The organism is Corynebacterium sp. (assembly GCF_030532715.1).
GTDB lineage: Bacteria > Actinomycetota > Actinomycetes > Mycobacteriales > Mycobacteriaceae > Corynebacterium.
Genome location: NZ_JAUNKO010000002.1, coordinates 329,199 through 348,238, shown reverse-complemented (window position 1 = coordinate 348,238; position 19,040 = coordinate 329,199). Strand labels below are relative to the sequence as shown.

15 protein-coding genes and 1 tRNA gene are annotated in these 19,040 nt (G+C 59.7%); 8 read left to right on the top strand and 8 right to left on the bottom strand.

What is annotated here, in order from left to right; genetic code table 11:
• Nucleotides 1-23 precede the first annotated feature (23 nt).
• Together lysA and argS are read right to left on the bottom strand one after the other, a co-directional pair.
• Nucleotides 24-1,382: a diaminopimelate decarboxylase gene (gene lysA, locus Q4D83_RS04665; protein WP_303173402.1), complete on the bottom strand. Its 1,359-nt coding sequence runs from the start codon at nucleotides 1,380-1,382 to the stop codon at nucleotides 24-26.
• A 17-nt stretch (nucleotides 1,383-1,399) separates the two neighbouring features.
• Nucleotides 1,400-3,052 carry an arginine--tRNA ligase gene (gene argS, locus Q4D83_RS04660; protein WP_303173400.1) on the bottom strand — a complete coding sequence of 551 codons (1,653 nt, stop codon included), beginning with the start codon at nucleotides 3,050-3,052 and terminating at the stop codon, nucleotides 1,400-1,402.
• A gap of 430 nt (nucleotides 3,053-3,482) precedes the next feature.
• Between argS and Q4D83_RS04655 the strand changes: the two genes are divergently transcribed.
• The 4 genes from Q4D83_RS04655 (at nucleotide 3,483) to Q4D83_RS04640 (ending at nucleotide 6,619) form a co-directional block, all read left to right on the top strand.
• A complete protein-coding gene (locus Q4D83_RS04655) occupies nucleotides 3,483-4,268 on the top strand; it encodes a (Fe-S)-binding protein (RefSeq protein WP_303173398.1) in 786 nt (261 codons plus the stop codon).
• Complete coding sequence (locus tag Q4D83_RS04650) at nucleotides 4,265-5,800, top strand: lactate utilization protein B (protein ID WP_303173396.1); 1,536 nt, start codon at nucleotides 4,265-4,267, stop codon at nucleotides 5,798-5,800. The genes Q4D83_RS04655 and Q4D83_RS04650 overlap by 4 nt, the downstream gene beginning before the upstream one ends.
• Nucleotides 5,801-6,466, top strand: a complete 666-nt coding sequence (locus Q4D83_RS04645; protein WP_303173394.1) for an LUD domain-containing protein — start codon at nucleotides 5,801-5,803, stop codon at nucleotides 6,464-6,466.
• Between the two features lie 77 nt (nucleotides 6,467-6,543).
• Nucleotides 6,544-6,619: transfer RNA gene (locus Q4D83_RS04640), tRNA-Arg, on the top strand.
• 76 nt (nucleotides 6,620-6,695) lie between these two features.
• On the opposite strand, the gene Q4D83_RS04635 is transcribed toward Q4D83_RS04640, so the two are convergent.
• Nucleotides 6,696-6,911 carry a PspC domain-containing protein gene (locus tag Q4D83_RS04635; RefSeq protein ID WP_303173392.1) on the bottom strand — a complete coding sequence of 72 codons (216 nt, stop codon included), beginning with the start codon at nucleotides 6,909-6,911 and terminating at the stop codon, nucleotides 6,696-6,698.
• An 81-nt stretch (nucleotides 6,912-6,992) separates the two neighbouring features.
• On the bottom strand, nucleotides 6,993-7,448 hold the full coding sequence (locus Q4D83_RS04630; RefSeq protein WP_303173390.1) for a MarR family winged helix-turn-helix transcriptional regulator: 456 nt from the start codon (nucleotides 7,446-7,448) through the stop codon (nucleotides 6,993-6,995).
• Between the two features lie 245 nt (nucleotides 7,449-7,693).
• Here Q4D83_RS04630 and Q4D83_RS04625 point away from each other — a divergent pair, with 245 nt between their 5' ends.
• On the top strand, nucleotides 7,694-8,452 hold the full coding sequence (locus Q4D83_RS04625) for a YceI family protein (RefSeq protein WP_303173388.1): 759 nt from the start codon (nucleotides 7,694-7,696) through the stop codon (nucleotides 8,450-8,452).
• Here Q4D83_RS04625 and Q4D83_RS04620 read toward each other — a convergent pair.
• The 4 genes from Q4D83_RS04620 to Q4D83_RS04605 form a co-directional block, all read right to left on the bottom strand.
• The gene (locus Q4D83_RS04620) at nucleotides 8,449-11,043 is read right to left on the bottom strand and encodes an AAA family ATPase (protein ID WP_303173386.1); all 2,595 of its coding nucleotides are present in this window, start codon (nucleotides 11,041-11,043) and stop codon (nucleotides 8,449-8,451) included. The genes Q4D83_RS04625 and Q4D83_RS04620 overlap by 4 nt on opposite strands.
• Entirely contained in the window at nucleotides 11,040-12,173 is a 1,134-nt protein-coding gene (locus tag Q4D83_RS04615) for a DNA repair exonuclease (protein ID WP_303173383.1), read from the bottom strand. Before Q4D83_RS04615 ends, Q4D83_RS04620 begins: the two co-directional genes overlap by 4 nt.
• A gap of 61 nt (nucleotides 12,174-12,234) precedes the next feature.
• On the bottom strand, nucleotides 12,235-13,038 hold the full coding sequence (locus tag Q4D83_RS04610; RefSeq protein WP_303173381.1) for a hypothetical protein: 804 nt from the start codon (nucleotides 13,036-13,038) through the stop codon (nucleotides 12,235-12,237).
• Entirely contained in the window at nucleotides 13,035-16,178 is a 3,144-nt protein-coding gene (locus Q4D83_RS04605) for a DEAD/DEAH box helicase (RefSeq protein ID WP_303173378.1), read from the bottom strand. The genes Q4D83_RS04610 and Q4D83_RS04605 overlap by 4 nt, the downstream gene beginning before the upstream one ends.
• 142 nt (nucleotides 16,179-16,320) lie before the next feature.
• Here Q4D83_RS04605 and putP point away from each other — a divergent pair, with 142 nt between their 5' ends.
• The 3 genes from putP to Q4D83_RS04590 are packed head-to-tail and all read left to right on the top strand — an operon-like array spanning nucleotide 16,321 to nucleotide 19,032.
• Nucleotides 16,321-17,826 (top strand): sodium/proline symporter PutP, encoded by a 1,506-nt coding sequence (putP, locus tag Q4D83_RS04600; protein WP_303173376.1) that lies wholly within the window; start codon nucleotides 16,321-16,323, stop codon nucleotides 17,824-17,826.
• A gap of 56 nt (nucleotides 17,827-17,882) precedes the next feature.
• The gene (locus Q4D83_RS04595) at nucleotides 17,883-18,659 is read left to right on the top strand and encodes an HNH endonuclease family protein (RefSeq protein ID WP_303173374.1); all 777 of its coding nucleotides are present in this window, start codon (nucleotides 17,883-17,885) and stop codon (nucleotides 18,657-18,659) included.
• Nucleotides 18,562-19,032, top strand: a complete 471-nt coding sequence (locus Q4D83_RS04590) for a DUF2269 domain-containing protein (RefSeq protein WP_303173371.1) — start codon at nucleotides 18,562-18,564, stop codon at nucleotides 19,030-19,032. Before Q4D83_RS04595 ends, Q4D83_RS04590 begins: the two co-directional genes overlap by 98 nt.
• The last annotated feature ends 8 nt before the right edge of the window (nucleotides 19,033-19,040 follow it).

Genomic DNA, 19,040 nt, shown 5'->3' with positions numbered 1-19,040 from the left:
CCTAGCGGCAAGCCCCGCTCATTTCAGAAATTTTCTAGGGCAAGCATATCCTCGATGGTCTCCCGCCGCACCATGAGCGTGGCGCGGCCATTGCGCACGCTGACCACCGGCGGGCGGCAAAACATGTTATACCGGCTCGACATGGGATAGCAGTAGGCACCGGTGGCGGCCAACGCCAGCAGGTCGCCGGTGGCGATATCGGCAGGTAGTTGCGCGTCGTCGATAAGAATGTCGCCGGCCTCGCAATGGCTGCCCACTACCCGGGTGGCAATGCGCGGCGCGGGTTCGTCCTCCTCGCCGGAGAACCGGTTGACTAGGCGTGCGTCGTATTCCGCCTGGTAGAGCGCGGTACGGATATTGTCGCTCATGCCGCCGTCGACGGCCACGTAGCGGCGCGTGGTGTCATCGGTGACGTGAACGTCCTTCACCGTTCCCACCTCATACACCGTCACCATTGACGACGCCGCGATAGCCCGCCCCGGCTCCACCAACAATGTAGGCACCGCCAATCCCAACTTGGTGGCGCGATCCGCCACCTTGGCACGCAAATCAGCAGCCACCGCCCGCACATCCAACGGCGCCTGGTCTTCCGTGTAAGCCACGCCGTAGCCACCCCCCAAATCCAGGATGGTGAGATCGGCCGCGTGTTCCGCCGGCAAATCCATATGCAATTGAGCCCACAGCCCCAACACGCGTTCCGCCGCGAGCGAGAACCCCTCGGCGTCAAACACCTGGGAGCCGACGTGGCAGTGCAAACCCACCAAGCGCAGGTTTTGGGCACGCACGGCGGCAAGCGCCGCCTCGTACGCCGAGCCGGAGGCCAAGGAAAAACCGAACTTTTGATCCTCGTGCGCGGTGGCGATGAACTCGTGCGTGTGCGCCTCAATGCCGGGCTTGACCCGGACAAGCACGTCTTGGACGCGGCCCTGTTGCGCCGCCACCAAATCCAACAATTCGAGTTCCTGCGCGGAATCAATCACCACATGACCGACGGCATTACGCACGCAGGCGCGCAAAAACTCCACGCCCTTGTTGTTGCCGTGGGCGGTGATGCGCTCGGGAGGGAATCCGGCGGCGAGCGCCACCTGGAATTCCCCGTGGGAGGCGACGTCGAGAAACAGGCCTTCCTCATCAATCCACCGCGCGACGGTCTGGGTAAGAAACGCCTTACCGGCGTAATGCACGTGATCGCCGCCGCCGAAGGCTGCTGCCATGTCGCGGCAACGGGAACGGAAATCGTCCTCGTCGATTACGAACACGGGAGTGCCGAACTCCTCGACAATATCTGGCAGCGGTACACCCGCGATGGTGACCACGCCATCCTCTTCACGGCGGGCATTATGCGGCCACACATGGGCGGGCAAGTGATTAAAATCGCTCATAGTGTCGTACTACTGTATTACATTCGTTCCGGCGCGGTCACGCCGACCAAGCCAAGCGCATTAGCCAGCGTCTGCCGCGTCGCCTGCGCCAAGCTCAATCGCGCCGCATGCAGCGGCGTCGCCTGCTCGTCACGCTTCGGCAAAATGTTGCAGGAATCGTAGAAGCGGTGGAACGTACCGGCCAGCTCCTCCGCATAGCGGGCAATCCGGTGCGGCTCGCGCAGCTCAGCGGCCGCCTGCACCACCGCAGGAAATTCCCCAAGCGTGCGGATCAAATCACCCTCGCGGGGGTGCGTAAGCAACGACAAATCCGCGCCCGCGGTGGTGACGCCAAGTTCGTCTGCCTTGCGCGCCAGCGAGCACAGCCGCGCGTGCCCATACTGCACGTAATAGATGGGGTTATCGTTGGACTGCTTCGCCCACAGCTCCAAATCAATATCCAGGGACGAATCTACCGACGAGCGGATCAGCGCATAGCGGGCGGCATCCACCCCCAGCGCTTCCACCAAATCTTCCAGCGTGATGACGGTGCCAGCACGCTTGGACATCTTCTTTACTTCCCCACCCGCAACCAGATTCACCATCTGGCCGATCATGACCTCAACCTGCGCGGGGTCGTAGCCAAGCGCGGCTGCGGCGGCCCGCAAGCGGGCAATATAGCCGTGGTGGTCGGCGCCCAACATGTAAATGCACAAATTGTGGCCGCGCTGGATCTTATCCTCCACGTACGCTATGTCCCCAGCGATGTAGGCGGCGTTGCCGTCGGATTTGATCACCACGCGGTCTTTATCGTCGCCGAACTCGGTGGAACGCAACCACCACGCCCCCTGATCGAAATACAGGTTGCCGTTCTCCTTCAACCGCTGCACCGCGCGCTCCACCGCGCCGGACGTAAACAAGCTGTTCTCGTGGAAGAACACATCGAAATCGGTATGGAACTCATGCAACGAACGCTTAATCTGTTCGAACATCATAGCGACGCCGAGTTCGCGGAACGTCTCTTGCATGAGCTCCGCCGGCTGCTCCAAAACATCCGGCCGCTGCGCCACCACGGCCGCCGCAATATCCTGAATATAGGCGCCACCATAACCATCCTCCGGGGTTGGTTTCCCCTGCGCAGCAGCCACCAGCGAATTGGAAAAGCGATCAATCTGGGCGCCATGATCGTTGAAATAGTATTCGCGGGTGACCTCCGCCCCCGTCGCAGCCAAGACACGGCCTAGCGCGTCGCCTACCGCCGCCCACCGCGTGCCACCCAGGTGGATCGGCCCCGTGGGGTTCGCGGACACGAACTCGAGGTTGACCTTCAGGCCCGCCGAAGCATCCGAATGGCCGTAGCGTTCGCCCTGCTCCAAAATCTTGGCCACCACGGCCCCCTGGGCAGCGGCAGCAAGCCGGATATTCAAAAACCCGGGGCCCGCCACCTCGGCGCTATCAATTGCGGGGTCATTGGCAAGCGCCTCGGCCAACCAGCCGGCCAGCTCCCGCGGATTCGAGCCCACATGCTTAGCCACGCGCAGCGCAACGTTCGTAGCGTAATCACCGTGTTCGGGATTGCGGGGACGCTCCACCACAACCTGCTCAGGCAACTGCGCTGCGTCAAGCCCACGGTCTACCAACACGCGGTGCGCAACGGAATGAATGAGTGTAGCTAATTCTGCGGGAGTCACGGGGGAAGATTCTAGCGGACACAGCCCTCAACACAGGAAACGGGCCGAACATCCTGTGGGGTTCTCAGGGTAGGCGGTAGCTCTTGGGCGTCGGCTTGGGAAGGATCGAAAACAAACCCGATAACGCTAAGGAATGTAATTTTGATCACATTTAGATATTCGTTGACCTGCGTGTTTGCTGAAAATTCGCACCTATACCCCATTTAGGCAAATTCCGGCAATGTCAATAACCTGCAATAACTCCTTTACCCCACTGGTGATAACAAATTAGGAAAGGCTTTTGTTGCGGAATAGTCGCTGGTTAGGCGGCCCTCACATGGGTTCGTCGGGTGTGGCTGAATCGGTAATATCGGGGCTATCGAGCGTGAAATTGGTATCACCAGCATTCATGCTTGCACCCATAATGCCCCAACAACCGTGAGGAGCAACCGTGCGTGTAGCGCTGTTTTCCACTTGCATCGGTGACGCAATGTTTCCGGACGTGGTCAAGGCCACCGCTGTCATCATCTCCCGCCTCGGCCACGAAGTCGTGTTCCCGCCCGAACAAACTTGCTGCGGCCAGATGCACGTCAATACTGGTTATCAGCGGCAGGCGATTCCGCAGATCCGCAATTACGTGGACGCGTTTTCGGATGATTCCATCGACTGCGTGGTCGCGCCTTCAGGTTCCTGCGCGGGCGCCGTCCGCGAACAGCACGAGCACGTTGCCTCCCGCTACGGCAATTCCGCGCTTGTCGATGGCGCGCGCCGCACCGCCGCAAAAACCTACGACCTATCCGAATTCCTGATCGACGTAGCCGGTGTTGACAACGTGGGGGCATTTTTCCCGCACCGCGTCACCTACCACTCCACCTGCCACTCTCTTCGATTCCTGAAAGTTGGCGACCGTCCACTGCGCCTACTGCGCAACGTCGAGGGCCTCGACCTGGTGGAGCTGCCGCACGCCGAAGAGTGCTGCGGTTTCGGCGGCACCTTCTCCGTAAAGAACGCGGAAACGTCCGCTGCCATGGTGCACGACAAGGTGCGCAACATCCGTGACACCCAAGCGGAATACGTCACCGCCGGAGACGCTTCCTGCCTGATGAACATCGGTGGTTCGTTGTCACGCCAGCACGCAGGTGTGCGGGCAATTCACCTCGCCGAAATCCTGGCTTCCACCAAGAGCCACCCCTGGTCCCCTGACTCCGCTATCTACTCCAAGGAGGTCATGCTGTGAGCACGCTTCTGGGCACCCCAGCAATGCCGCCGCGCGCGTCAAAGGAAGTGGGCAACCTCCGCGGTACCCGCTCCTTCCAGGCTGCCGCGCACGAAGACCTATACAAGGCAACGCAGCGCCGCAACCTGCATAAAGCCACCCACACCATTCGTGGTAAGCGCGCCGCCGTGATCGAGGAAATCGACGATTGGCAGGCGCTACGCGAAGCCGGATCCGGCATCAAACGCGACGTAATGGCGCGCATGCCGGAACTGCTGGAGCAATTGGAAGCCTCCGTCACCGCCCGCGGCGGCGTCGTCCACTGGGCGCGCGACGCCAAGGAAGCCGGCGAAATTGTCACCCAGCTGGTGCAAGACACCGGCGAAACCAACGTGGTGAAAATCAAGTCCATGGCCACCATGGAAATCGGTTTGAACGAACAGCTCCGCGCCGCTGGGATCTCCGCCCGCGAAACGGACCTTGCGGAACTCATCGTGCAACTCGGGCACGACCGCCCCTCCCACATCCTGGTGCCCGCGATCCACCGCAACCGCGCGGAAATCCGCGACATCTTCATCAAGGAAATGCCGCACACGGATGAAACCCTGTCCACCGAACCCGCCGAACTCGCAGAATCGGCGCGCATCTTCCTGCGCGAACAATTCATGCGCGCCAAGGTTGCCATTTCCGGCGCAAACTTCGGCGTTGCGGAGACCGGCACCATCGCCATTGTGGAATCCGAGGGCAATGGCCGCATGTGCCTGACCCTGCCGGAAACCCTGATCTCCGTGATGGGCATCGAAAAAATGCTGCCCACCTTCCAGGATTTCGAAGTGTTCCTGCAGCTGCTGCCACGCTCCTCCACCGGCGAACGTATGAACCCCTACACCTCCCTGTGGTCCGGTGTCACCGAAGGCGACGGCCCGAAGCATTTCCACCTCGTGTTGGTGGATAACGGCCGCACCGCTGCCCTCGCAGACGAGATTGGCCGCGAGGCACTCAAGTGCATTCGTTGCTCCGCATGTCTCAACGTCTGCCCGGTCTACGAGCGCGCCGGCGGCCACGCCTACGGCTCCACCTACCCCGGCCCCATTGGCGCAATTTTGACCCCGCAGCTCACCGGCATTGATTCCGCACACGACCCGAACGCTTCCCTGCCGTACGCGTCCTCCCTGTGCGGTGCCTGCTACGAAGTATGCCCAGTCAAGATTGACATCCCGTCCGCCTTGCTCGAATTGCGCCACCAAAAGATCGAATCCCACAAACCCAAGATCGAAGGCGTGCTCATGGGGGCTATGGGTTTGGCGTTCGGCTACCGCAAACTGTGGAACATTGCCACAAAGCTCGTGCCATTCGGTCGCATCCTTGGGGGCCGGAAGAAGAAGATCACCCACCTGCCGAGTTTCCTCGCTGGCTGGACCGATGTACGCGACACATCCGTGCCGCCAAAGAAGTCCTTCCGCGTTTGGTTCAACTCCGACGAAGCCCAACAGCTGCTGGCCCAGGCTCGCGCAGAAGGCATCCCCGGCAAGTCCACTACGGAGGAAAAATAAATGACCACCAAGCATGCTGAACGGGACGCCCGCAACGCCGCCGCGAAGAAGGAGATCTTGCAGCGCATCGCCAACGCGCACCGCTTGGCAAACACCCCCTCAGGCGGCTACGAAGTCACCCGTGAGTACAACCTCACCCACGACTACTCCGCCGCAGAAATCAAGGAAACCCTGATCGACCGCCTGCTCGACTACAAGGCGATTGTGAAGGAAGCCACCGAAGACAGTCTGGCCGCAACCATCGTGGCGCTGCTCGAAGAGCGCAACGCCAAGGACGTGCGCTTCGCCGAGGGCTTAGATCCCAAACTTTTTGACGGGTTCACCGGCTCCGCCACCCCCGACGATCGCACCACCGACCCGCGCCTACTCGACGACGTGGATGTGGTGGTGACCGACTCCCATGTCACCAGCGCCCAAACCGGCACGATTTGCTTGGAATCCAATCCAACGAACGGCCGCCGCGCCCTCACCCTCGTCCCCGACTGCCACATCTGCATCGTGCGCATGGATTCAGTGGTCTACGGCGTGCCAGAAATGGTTGAACGCCTGGATCGTAGCCTACCCATCACCATGATTTCTGGCCCTTCCGCAACCTCCGACATCGAGCTCAATCGCGTCGAAGGTGTCCACGGGCCCCGCACCCTGATCGTGGTCATCGTCGACTAGCCGCCTCGAGGCCCCGCCACCATGCGGGGCCTCGATTCGCGTTGCCGCGCTGCGGGTGCTAATGTTTTCTTCTGCCCGCCTCCGTAGCTCAGGGGATAGAGCACTGGTTTCCGGTACCAGCGGTCGCACGTTCGAATCGTGTCGGGGGCACCAGAAAACACCTCGCCACATTCCATGGCGGGGTGTTTTGCGTTACCCAGCAACAACTCACGCTGCGAGGCAGGATTGGCTAGAACGTGGTGTCCTTGGGTATCACGATGCAGCCGATGACGTACAGCACCACAAGGAATAACTGGGATCCGGGCAACAGGAACGAAGCCACGAAGCCGAGACGCAGCAGGGACGCATCCCAACCATATGCTTGAGCGACACCCCCAAGAACGCCGCCGACGAAACTGTCGGTGGTGCTGCGGTAGAGCTGGCGATCGGAAAATGGGGCGTTCATGGCAAGGCTCCTAACCTTGAAGGGAAAAATTTGGTGTACAACTTTGAGTATCGTCGCCCTGTCGCCACCGCGCATCAGGGATTACCCTTGTTTTTCCCTTAAGATTCGATCCAGAATGGGTTTCAGGGCCCGCATTTCGTCTTCCGTGATGTTGTCAAAAAACAGTTTTCGCACGCTATTTACGTGTTCGGGGGCGGCGGACTCGAGCCGACGGCGACCTTCAGCCGTTAACTCGACGATGACGCCGCGGCCGTCGTCAGAACATTTTTGTTTCACCACCAATCCACGCCGTTCCATGCGTGTGATCTGATGCGAGGTGCGGCTACGGTCCCATTCGAGGGAGGCACACAAATCACGTAACCGCGTTTCCATCGCGTTGCTTTCGGAAAGATGCACGAGAACCGCGAACTCCGGAACCGAAATCCCATGCCCTTCCTGAAGGGTTACATCCATGCCGCGATCAACATAGCGGACGGCGGCGAGGAGATCCCTCCACAGTTCCTGCTCTTCGTCGTTCAGCCATCTTGGGGTCGTCATACTTACCTAGAATAAACCTATTTTGGCTGCTCATGAAACTTAACCAGCGCATTCAATTGTGGACAAACTTGCTTGCATTGCATAATCCCACCGACCTGCAATTCTAAGAATTGATGTTGGAATTTCTTATATTTCAACTAGCTATATCTCGTGGTCATTGATATCCACACAACCGATTACTAAGCTTGCAATGCAGTGATCAACCACCCCCCTAGTCAGCATTCTCACCTTAAGGAGAAGAGACGATGACTTTATTTGACGGCACATATATCCTTGATCCAACGCACTCCCGGGTGGGGTTTTGGGTGCGTCACGCAATGGTAACGAAAATGCGTGGTGAATTTACGGATTATGAAAGCTATATTGTGCTTGGCGAATCCTGCAAAATTGACGCCATTATTCAAACCCCGAGTATTTCCACGAGCAATCCCGACCGGGACTATCACCTCCTCAACGATGATTTTTTCGAGACGGACAAGTACCCCACGATTACATTTTTCTCCACCAAGGTGGAGTGGGTGCACAACTACCGCGCCTCGGTCACTGGCGATCTCACCATCAAGGGCGAAACCCACCCGGTCACCCTCGACGTCCATGTCATCGGCGTGGCGGATGACCCCATGGGCAACACCCGGATGGGCTTTGAGGGCTACCTGAAGATCAACCGCACCCATTTCAACATGTCGTTTAACACGCCGATGGAGTCTGGCGGGTTGATTTTGGGCGAAGACGTCACCATTGAGATCGAAGGTTCTGCGATCCTGCAACCTCCTGGCACGCCCGTCCCCAACCTCAAAAAGAAGTTTGAGGAAACCTACGGCAACGCCACCGTTAAGGATTCCCACGAGGACGCCCCAACGCCTGCCAGCGCCCCAGATAAGGCCGAACAGGCTGTCGAAGCTGAGGAGCCTGTCGACGTCGCTGGCGAAGCCGCCAGTGACGCAACGGACGGCAATCCGACTGCCGAGCACAAACAAGGCGAGAGCCGCAAGGAATCGGACTAGGCCCGCAACTCGTCCATTCGAAACCGCCGCGCATTTGCTACCCGGATATAGCGATTCTGGTCACACGTCAAAATAAACACTTGGCGAGTTCGACCAAGATCGCTCAATAGCGTGGACATGACACTCAAACGCTCGGAGTCGGTATTACCCAATGCGTCATCAATGATGATGGGAACACCGTCGTCAGACACGAGCTGAGCTATTGCTAAACGTGTCAAAATGGCAAGTTGCTCCTGAGCGCCACCTGATAATGCTGCAATATTTAGCGGAATATTTTTTACCTCCCTGCCCTCAATCTGCAGCGTATCGGTCAACGTAAATCCAACATCATTACCAAAAATTGGTTTAGCAAAATGAGTCAAAGCATCAACAAAAGGCTGCGCATATTTTTGTCGGGCAACCTCTTGATGCCGCCGCAGCGTTGCTCGTAGCAGCCGAACTGCATCGGCGCGGCGTCGAGAAGCGGCGAAGCGCACTTCCGCCCGTTTCGCCGCAGCGGATGCTTGTTCGAAGCGTTCGGCGACGCCCGCAGCTTGGTTAATGCGACCCGTCAACTCCGCCAGCGTCTTCTGCGCCGCCAATTCATCGTCCGCAAGGTTTTTCAGCTGGGTGCGCGCGCCGAGCAGGAAAGCCTGCGCCCGCTCCAAATCCGCGCCGGCCTGCCGCAACTGCGCAACCTTGGCAACGGCCTCCGCGTGGCGATGTTCGGCAGCCTGCACCCGCCCCAACAGGCTCGACTTCGGCTCGAGCTGCTCCGCGCTAGCAAACTCCTGTTCGGCGCGGCGCTTCGCCCGCTGCGCGTCCTCCACCCGTGCATGGTGCACCTGCAATTGCAGCCGGGCCCCAGACTCCGACCACGCATCCAATTCCGCACGAATTTTCGCCAACGTTGCGGTGGCTGCTTCGTATGCATCGCGCGCCGGACCCAAGGCTTCCTCGGCGTCTGCAAGCGCCGGCAATCCATGGAGGTCCTGCGCATTCAACCGTTCGATGCGAGCCTGGAGTTGGGTGAGGGTTTCGTCGGCTGGTTGCGCAGCTCGCAACTCCCGCTCGGCCTCCCGCAACCGCAAACTACGCGCCTCGTGGTCCCGGCACGCGTCCCGCACCGCCTGCGCATTCGGAAAATCGCCAAGGCTTGCGAGCAGCGCTTGAAGCTGTTCGCGTGCTCGCTCAACCTCGCGATTCGCCGCCTGCCCCGCACGCCCCGCGCGGATGACGGCGCGCACCGGACCGATCTGTACCACGGTCTTTCCAGCAAGCGCGAATTCCGTGCCCGCGGCGGCAAGCGTAACCGGTTGGCCGTCGACCGTGACGTCAGTGGCCTCCAACGCCGACAAGGTCAGGGTGGCGGCCGCAGCGTCGCGCTCAATTTCCTTGGTACGCAGCTGCAATTCCGCCTGCTCAACACACTGCACATCGCGCTGTTCGATAGGCCGCTGCGGCACCTCAGCTCGGCATTTTGCCACCGACTTTTCAGCAGCCTCGAGGGTGGCCGCCAGCTTCCGCGCGGCCTGCAACGCGGCATTATCCCTGCAGCGTTGCACCATCTCCTGCGCCGCGCGCAATGCCTCAGCAGCGGCGCGTTCCTGATCTCGGGCAGTAGCTAACCTCTCGGTGAGTTTTGCCTTTTCCTGCCGCTCTTGCGCTGCATTACATTCCAGCTCGTCGGTGCGGGACTGCAACGCCGTCACACTATCGCACGCTTGCTGCAAAGTTTGTTCGATACGAGCGCGAGCTGTTACAGCGACCTGCGCGAGGTCGACTTCGGCCTGCGCGGCAGCCACACGCTCCTGCGCCCGGTCGATGCGCTCTTGCGCAGCGGTAGCCTCCGCGTGGCGCCGCTTGGCTGTACGCAATTCTTCTTCCGCCGCGGGCCGACGCAATTGAGCATCCTCCAGCTGGGCAGTGGCCTGCTCATGGCGCCGAACGTATTGAGCCAACTCGTCCAGCTCTCGCTTGGCCTGCCGCATCTGCTCCGCATGGCGTTCAGCATCAGCCTCCGCGGCTTTGAGTTCGCCGGTAGTTGCCCCGGTTTTCTCGGTGAAATAGCGCCGGTACTCGGCGTTGATGCGCTCCATGAGCGCGGAATCGTCGACGACTTCCTCGCGCTGGCCTTGATCCAAGGCAGCCACCAGGGATGGAATACCCACGGCTTCCACTTGCGCATCGGCCTGACCTTGGCGCATCAACATCGCCTCGAACAAGTCATTGTCAAGGTATTCGTTCAGGATGGCTTCCAAGCGCTGCTCCGCGTCCGCGCCAGCGAGCCGCTCCACGTTCGGCTCAAACACCTGCAACTCCGCGGATTTTTTCCGCAAATATGTTTTATCAATACGGAATCGGTAGGGGCCAACGCTCGCCTCTAGCTGGATGCGCGGGCCCACGTCTCGGCCGACGGGCTGCAAGCCTTTCACCCGACGAGCCGTACTACTGTGCCGGATGTGCAGTACGGTGTGCAGCGCGTCCAAAATCGTGGATTTTCCGGCCTCGTTTTCACCCGAAACCACCAGCACCCCGGTAGCAGGAATATCCGTGATTTCCAGGTGCTCGATGGCGCGAACGTTATCGATCGTAATGCTGTGCAGGATCATGCGGTCCGCTCCTTTGCAAGCCGAAACAGCAGGCGCAGCGCATCTGCGGCCGTCTCGTCCTCGTCGTTGGCTAACAGTTCATGCAGGGCGTTGTTGGCGTAGCCGGAGAGCTCCAACTCCAGCAACTCCTCCTCATTTGGCGCCACCATCAGCGATGTCAATCGCGAGCGTTCATAAAGCCCCGCAAAGATAGGTTCGCGTTGTTCGAGGCCGCGTTCGAGGTACCGCATGTCCCCGACACCGAGAGTGCCGCGCAGTGCGTACTTCACCACGGTGCGGGACTTCGCCGGGTACGCGTCAAGCGCGGCAAAGAACTGATCCACATCGGCTGTTGCATTGACGTCAAAACTCACAGCCTCGAAGGTCCACTGCCCTACTGGCACTTCTTCCACGTCGATGCCGCCGTCACTGTCAAGGCTCACCACAAGCGCGTTGCCGGAATTGGTTTCGCCCCCGCCGACGGTAGCGTGATCGAAGAAGTCGGTGGTTTCCGGGGAACCTGAAAACCACACCTTGTGAGTGCTCCCCACCGGCTCGCTGGAGTGCGTATCGCCTAAGGCGACGTAATCTACCACACGGCGGGCGAGGGCATCTTCAAGGCAGCGCAGATCGATGGTGGCTCCACCGCCGCGGGATTCGGCCTGGCCATGGCCTACGGCGATGCGGATCGTTCCCGGTGGATGCGGGGACAGTGGGGCCAACGCTGCCGCCAGGAGATCGGTGGTGGGGTGTTTGGATCGCAATGGCGCGCCGATAAGCTCCACGCCGGGACGCACCGGCACCGGATCATCCGTATCCAGCAGGTGAACATTGGGCAGGTCTGCCACGCGGCGCAGCACGCTGTCCGCGGTGAGTGGGTCGTGGTTGCCGGGCAGTAAATACGTATCGACGCCCAGGCTCGCGAGGACGTCCCTGGCGCGGCCCAACGTACGGGGACTCACGCTGTTTTGCTCAAAGACATCCCCTGCGACAACGATGAACTCGCACTGAGTGTCACGGGCAATCTCGCCGAGCCGCCGGATCGCGGCAAGCCGGTCCTCCTCGAACCGAGCCTGCGCTTCTGAAGTGAGGAACCAGCGGGTCATGCCGAGCTGCCAGTCAGAGGTGTGCAGAAATTTGATCGTGTTCATATATCCCCTTTGTACTACGGGTACGCAACACGCCACAGGCGGAAATCGAACAATAGTTCAGTTATTTTTGCGTTAGATAGTCGTACATATCCTCGATATCGGCAACACCTCGAAGCTGCTCTACCGTGGACGAGGAGATGGCCTCCACCGCCCGATAGAGCACTTGAGCATGCTCCGCGGTAAACCCCAAGGCCGCATCGGGTTCAGGGAGCTCCGGAAGCTGCCACCCCTGCCAAAAGTGCTCCGCGTCATACGAAACCTCACTCGCCTCCCATGGCGCGCTTGTTTCCAACGGCGCAAGCAAGCGGCGGACATCCACGCCACGCAGCCAAAACACCTGTTCAGGCTTTTCGTGGATCCGTTCCGCCACGACCTCCCCCAGCGCAATGGCGTGCTTGCACACCAGCGCACGGTCGGGGCACGAACACCGAACATCAATCTGGTCGGCGCCGTGCGCAATGAGCGTACGAATCCACGCGGAAGGTACTTGCCCCGCCAACACATCCTGCAAGCCATTCGGGAGGGCGCGGAGACGTTCCATCACGTCGGTCACGGACGCGGCGTCGCACGGCGGCAACCGCAATTGCACGAAAAAAGGTTCGGATTGAGAGCCGCGCACGTACCCAGTGATGATGCCGCTACCGAGCTCGACGCGCGTGACGTGCCCATCGCGGGCATACGTGCGCCCGCGCGAGATACGCCGTTCATCGATCAACTGTGCGAGCAAATCAGGAATGAGTTGGGCGGCGAACACGCGACCAGCCACCGCAGAAGACATGGTGCGTTTCTGCCGCGAAGGTTGTTTCGGACGACTGCCAAAATTCGCGTAGATCACATTGTCCACTACCGTGCGTTTCCGGCTCATGAGTCCACTCCTCGTCCGCGGTAGCTAAGCAATTGCGTCAAATCCTCGGGGCTTAGTTCAGTGATCCAACCCTCGCCGGGCCGAATCACAGACTCCGCCAACTGCAGTTTTCCGTCGAGCACATCTTGGATCGCCTCCTCCAGCGTTCCCAGCGCCATCATCTTATACACGCGCACGTCCCGCCGCTGACCGATGCGAAACGCACGATCCGTGGCCTGGTTTTCTACGGCTGGGTTCCACCATCGATCCATATGCACAACTACGTTCGCCTTGGTGAGGTTCAACCCAGTACCGCCTGCTTTCAGCGAAAGCACCATCACGGAGGGGCCACCCGCACCCTGAAATGACTCGATCATACGGTCGCGCTGGGCGCGCGACACTCCGCCATGCAAAAATGGCACCGGCGTGCCGAGCCGCCCCTCAAGGAAATCTTGCAGCATCCCGCCGAACACCCGGTACTGGGTAAACACCAACACACGTTCGTCCGCTTCGTGGGCCCGGGCAATAATATCGGCCAAGGCTCGCACTTTGCCTGAGCGATGCTTGCCACCCACCAACATTGGGGACCCATCGCCCAGATAATGCGCCGGATGATTGCAAATCTGTTTGATTCGCGTAATGGTGGCCAAAACTAACCCTTTTCGATTGATGCCTTCCGCGCCAGAAATCTCCTGCGCCATGCGCTCCACCAAGGCCTGATACAGCGAAACCTGCTCCTTGGTAAGGTGCACGCGCACAATCTCCTCGTTTTTCTCGGGCAGGTCGGCAATCATGGCGCGGTCCGTTTTCAGCCTCCGCAAGATAAACGGCGCGGTGAGTCGCCGAAGCTGCTCCGCCCGCAGCTCGTCGCCGTACCGTTCAATCGCCTTGACAAAGTGGTTTCTAAAGAACGACGCCGTCCCCAAAATCCCCGGGTTGCAAAAGTCCAAAATCGAACGCAACTCCGACAGCCGGTTTTCCATTGGGGTGCCGGTAAGCGCAATCCGATGCCGGGCAGGCAACCCGCGCGAAGCTTTCGCAACCTTCGTGGTGGAATTTTTGATCTGCTGGGCCTCATCCAAAATCACGTGCCCCCACTGCACGCCCGCCAACACGTCAAACTCGCGGGTAAGCAGGCCATAGGACGTGACCACAAGATCCACCTGCTGCACCGCGAGGGCAAAAGCTTCCGCGTCTGGCCGATCCGATCCGTGGAACACCATCACCCGGCAATCCGGGGTGAAGCGATTGGCTTCCGCCGCCCAATTGCTCACCACTGAGGTCGGGGCTATCACCAGTGAAGGCGCACTGATATCAAACTCCTGCTCTATCGAACTACCGCGCTCGCGCTCGACCGCCAGCATGGTGAGCACCTGCAGGGTTTTGCCCAAACCCATATCGTCGGCGAGTACCGCACCCACCTGCTGTTCACTCATCCACAACAACCAATCGACGCCGCGCCGTTGATACTCACGCAGCTCAGCACGCACGCTCTTGGGGATCGCCACCCGTGTGGGCGCGGGCAGGACGGTGTTGTCGTCCGCACCACCAGCCAGCGCGACATGCCACGGATTGCCGATGTAGCTCGGGCCGTCTTCCTCGGTGATAGCGGCAAAACTCCGAAGCGCCGCTAAGGACGTTTCCCCATCGAACTGACGATTGTATTGCTGCCAAGCTTCCTGCGCGGCATCCAGCTCACCACGCAGCTGCGCAAGGCGCCCCTGCAACTCCACCACGTTATCGCTATTGCATTCGACATCCCGCTGAAGCTCGGCCTCCAAACGGGCGCACTCCGCCGCCTTCCAACTTTGCGTCTGCGACGCCAGCCGGTCCATGTATTGCGCAACCCGGCGCACGGTGTCCGTATCCGCCAGCACCCATCTGTCACGCAGTTTCACCAACCCGGCTTTGCTGGCCACCAACTGCCGCATTTCTTCTGGGCCGACGTCCTTATCATCAAGGCTGATCCGCCACCGAAATCCGAGTATTTGCTCTACGCCAGTTTTTACCAACGCCGTGGCCACGGTCGGATCGGAACTGGACGCCAGCTCTAGGCTGGCACGCAGCTCAGCTTTCGTCCAACTTTTCGGCAACAACACCACGACCCCGGCGGCGCGTAACCGCGGAACCCCCACACTCAAAAACTCCTGCAATTCCTCCAACGTGAGGTAGCAATCCCAATCGCCGACGTCGCCTCCCGCTTCGCCCTCAACATCCACACCGAACATACGGTATTCCGCACAGCGTTGCGGCAACCCGCCGAGCATCATGATTCGGTCACGATTCGCGGACGCATAGTGCACGGCCGAACCTACCAACTCGGCTGCGCGCAGCGGCCGTGACGCATTGCCGTCGTAAGAAATCCGCAGCCGTACCGGCCACAGCAGCTCATCGGCGTCTTCGCCCACCGGCTCCTCAGCGACCACAACGACAATTTCACACACAGATTCGCTTGTAGACTCCCGCCATTCTTTGATCGCGGACACGAACTGTTCGCTACCAGCCGGCACCGGCAGGTTGTACAACAAACTGCGCGAAAATGGATGCCACGCACCAGCAGGGCGGGCCTCGGCAAGCCCGCGCAGCTTCGACAACGTGATCCAATGTGCGGCTGCTAGCGCAAACGTTTCAGCGAAATGCTCACCGCCGTTGACCACCAACACCCCGGGCGCGCTTTCGACCATGGCCCGCACCCAATACTGCTGCCTTCCCTCCGCCGCCAGACCCCAGCGCGGCCACCATTTCCCCTGGTCAGGGCGAAGGCTCAAGGTTACCTGCCCGGCGGAGACGAATCTTTTCACGCCGAGATAAAACCGCAGCAGCCACCGCAAATCCGAGGCGATACTACCGCGCCGTAACGGGCGCACCGCATCATCCTCACGATCCAACACCGCCAACTGATCAAACACCTGAACCAATTGTTCCCCGGCTATCGACGCCGCGGGCAGCCGCACTTTTTCCAAACTTCCGGCGGGCGAACGTAACGCAACTTCCAGCCAGGTGCGAAAATCCATGTGCTGCAACACCTGCTCGACGCACGGCGGAAATGTACCTTCACTCAGCTGATCGGGGGTAACTCCACGGTTGGTTTTTCGCTGTTCAATCCAAAGGTGCAGGCCAGATTCGCCCGACCACAATCCGTGCAGTGCGAATGAAGCCATATTTCTTTTGTACCAGCACACCCATACAACCCCCCTTTTTCAACAAGATATTGAGATTTTCTAGCCAATGAAGTGTGAGACACGATACATTTAGGCGGCTAACCTATTGGATTCACACTAACCCCCATGCGAGGAGGACGGCTTGTCTCAGCATACGTGGTTCATCGTAGCCATTGTGATCTACATGTTGACGATGCTTGCCATCGGATACTGGAGCTACCGCCAAACGGACGAATACGACGACTACATGCTGGCAGGCCGCGGGTTGAACCCGTTTGTTGCTGCGCTGTCAGCAGGTGCGTCCGACATGTCCGGCTGGTTGCTAATGGGGCTGCCCGGCGCCCTATTCGTCACTGGCTTTTCAGAATTATGGATCGCCGTCGGCCTGCTCATCGGGTGTTGGGCCAACTGGAAATGGGTGGCCCCGAGGCTTCGTTCCTACACCGAAATCGCCAGCAATTCGCTGACCGTGCCATCGTTTATGGAAAACCGCCTGCACGACAAATCGCGCCTCTTGCGCGTAGTTTCCTCGCTGGTCATCCTGGTGTTCTTCACGTTCTACGTATCCTCCGGCATGGTTTCCGGCGGCAAGTACTTCGAATCCACATTCAATGGCAACTATTTGGATGGCATGCTCATCGTGGCCGCCGTGACGGTCGCCTACACCTTTATCGGCGGCTTCCTCGCCGTGTCGTACACCGACGCGGTGCAAGGCATGATCATGTTCCTTTCGCTCATCATCGTCCCGCTGATGGCCTTGTTCGCACTCGACGATGCTAGTTCTATCTGGACTTGGGCAGCCTCCAACCCGTACGGTCCACACCCCGAAGGCAACCCAACGTACTTCTCCATGATTGAGGGCGTTTCCCTCGTGCTGATCATCAGCAACATGGCGTGGGGCTTAGGGTATTTCGGCCAACCGCACATCATCGTACGATTCATGGCGTTGCGTAGCCCACAGGAGGCACGCCACGGCCGCCGCATTGGTGTGGCTTGGATGTTCTTCTGCATTGCCGGCGCGGCGGCAGTCGCGCTCATCGGTACCGCATTCTTCGGTCAGAACGCCGATTACAGCGTCACGGACCAAAAGTCCTTCGAAACCGTGTTCTTGGACATGGGCCGCATCCTGTTCCACCCATTGTTCGCTGGCCTCGTGCTGACCGCTGTGCTCGCCGCGATCATGTCCACGATTTCCTCCCAGCTGCTGGTGGTATCCTCCGCACTGGTGGAAGACTTGTACACCATCGTGATTAAAAAGAAGCCGTCTAGCCAGCTGCTGATTAACCTGTCCCGCACCGCTGTGGTGATGGTGGCGATCATCGCCGCGATGCTAGCGATCAACCCGAACGATTCCATCTTGGGCCTGGTGGCCTTCGCGTGGGCCGGCTTCGGTTCCGCATTCGGTCCACTGGTGATTGCAGCGTTGTACTGGCGTCGCCTAAACGCCCCAGGCGCTATCGCCGGCATGGTGACCGGCGCGGTGGTTTCCTTTGTGTGGGGACAGTCCGCACTTGGCGATATCCTCTACGAGATCGTCCCTGGCTTTATCAGCGCCACGATCGTGATGGTCACGGTGTCCCTGCTGACCAAGCCGCCATCTGAGGAAGTTATCGACGAGTTCGAGGAGGCCGCGGCCCTAGCCCGGTAAAAACTATTTTCTTCCTTATGGGAACCTCAAGGGTGCCTCATGCCGTCTAAGCGGGTATGAGGCACTTTTCGTTTGGTCTTTTCCTTATCGCCCTGACCATCATTGCCGTGGTGGCGTCGTTCGGCAGCGCCCCCGGCCCGAGTATTCCCCTAGCTCAATCATTGCCGCAGATTCGTGTGGTCGCACAACGCGCCAGCGTGCTCGGCTACCAGCGCACACAATTCGGCCCGGGGTGGGCACACCACCAAGACGGCTGCACCACCCGTGACCTCGCGCTTATTGACGCCCTGGCTGGCGCCCAAGGATGCCCCGTTACAGCAGGCACCGGCCTAGACCCGTATTCCGGCGAGCGCATCGGAGTAACCAGCGGCGCCGACATCGAATTAGATCATGTGTACCCGCTGCGGGCAGCGTGGGACATGGGCGCCTACCAGTGGAGCGCCGCGCAACGCGTCGCGTTTGCGAACGACCCCAATAACCTCATCGTGGCCAGTAAAACCCAAAACCAAGCAAAGTCCGATGCACTTCCGTCAGAATGGATGCCTCCGGACCCGCACGCGAAGTGTTGGTATGCCCGCCGAGTGGCCCAAGTAGCGGCGAGTTGGGGGTTACCGCTGGTTACCGACGATATCTCCACTATGCGCCGCGCCTGCTTATTTCGCGAAGTTGTACCAAGCCAACTAAGGTTGCGCGGGAAGTCTCCCCCACCTCTTTCCAGAAAGGTACCAGCTCACAGTGGACCAACTCATGCTTATCCTGCACGTTCTCGCGGCGATCCTGTTTTTAGGGCCCGTCACGGTAGCCACCTCAACGTTTCAGGTCCGTGCCCTTGAGGTACACAACGGCAATGATGCCGCCAAAGGCGCGGCAAGCGTGTTGCATAAAATCAGCAACACCTATGGCCTGCTGTCCTTGCTGGTTCCATTGCTCGGGTTCGGCGTGCTGTTTTCAGACATGACCTTCCTCAAAGAAGGCCGCATGCACACCTCAATCCTGCTAAGTTTCATCGCCTGGGCGTTGTTGTTTTTCCTGATCCTGCCCCGCCAAAAGAAAATGATGGCTGCGTTGAATTTGCTCGAGGAGGACGATATGCCCGCTGAACCGGTGCACATCGCCGACTGGAACAAGGCCAAAGGCCAACTCGCCATGTTCAGCGGAATCTTTGCCGCACTGTGGCTGGTGGTAGCAGTGCTGATGGTGCTTTAATCCAGCAC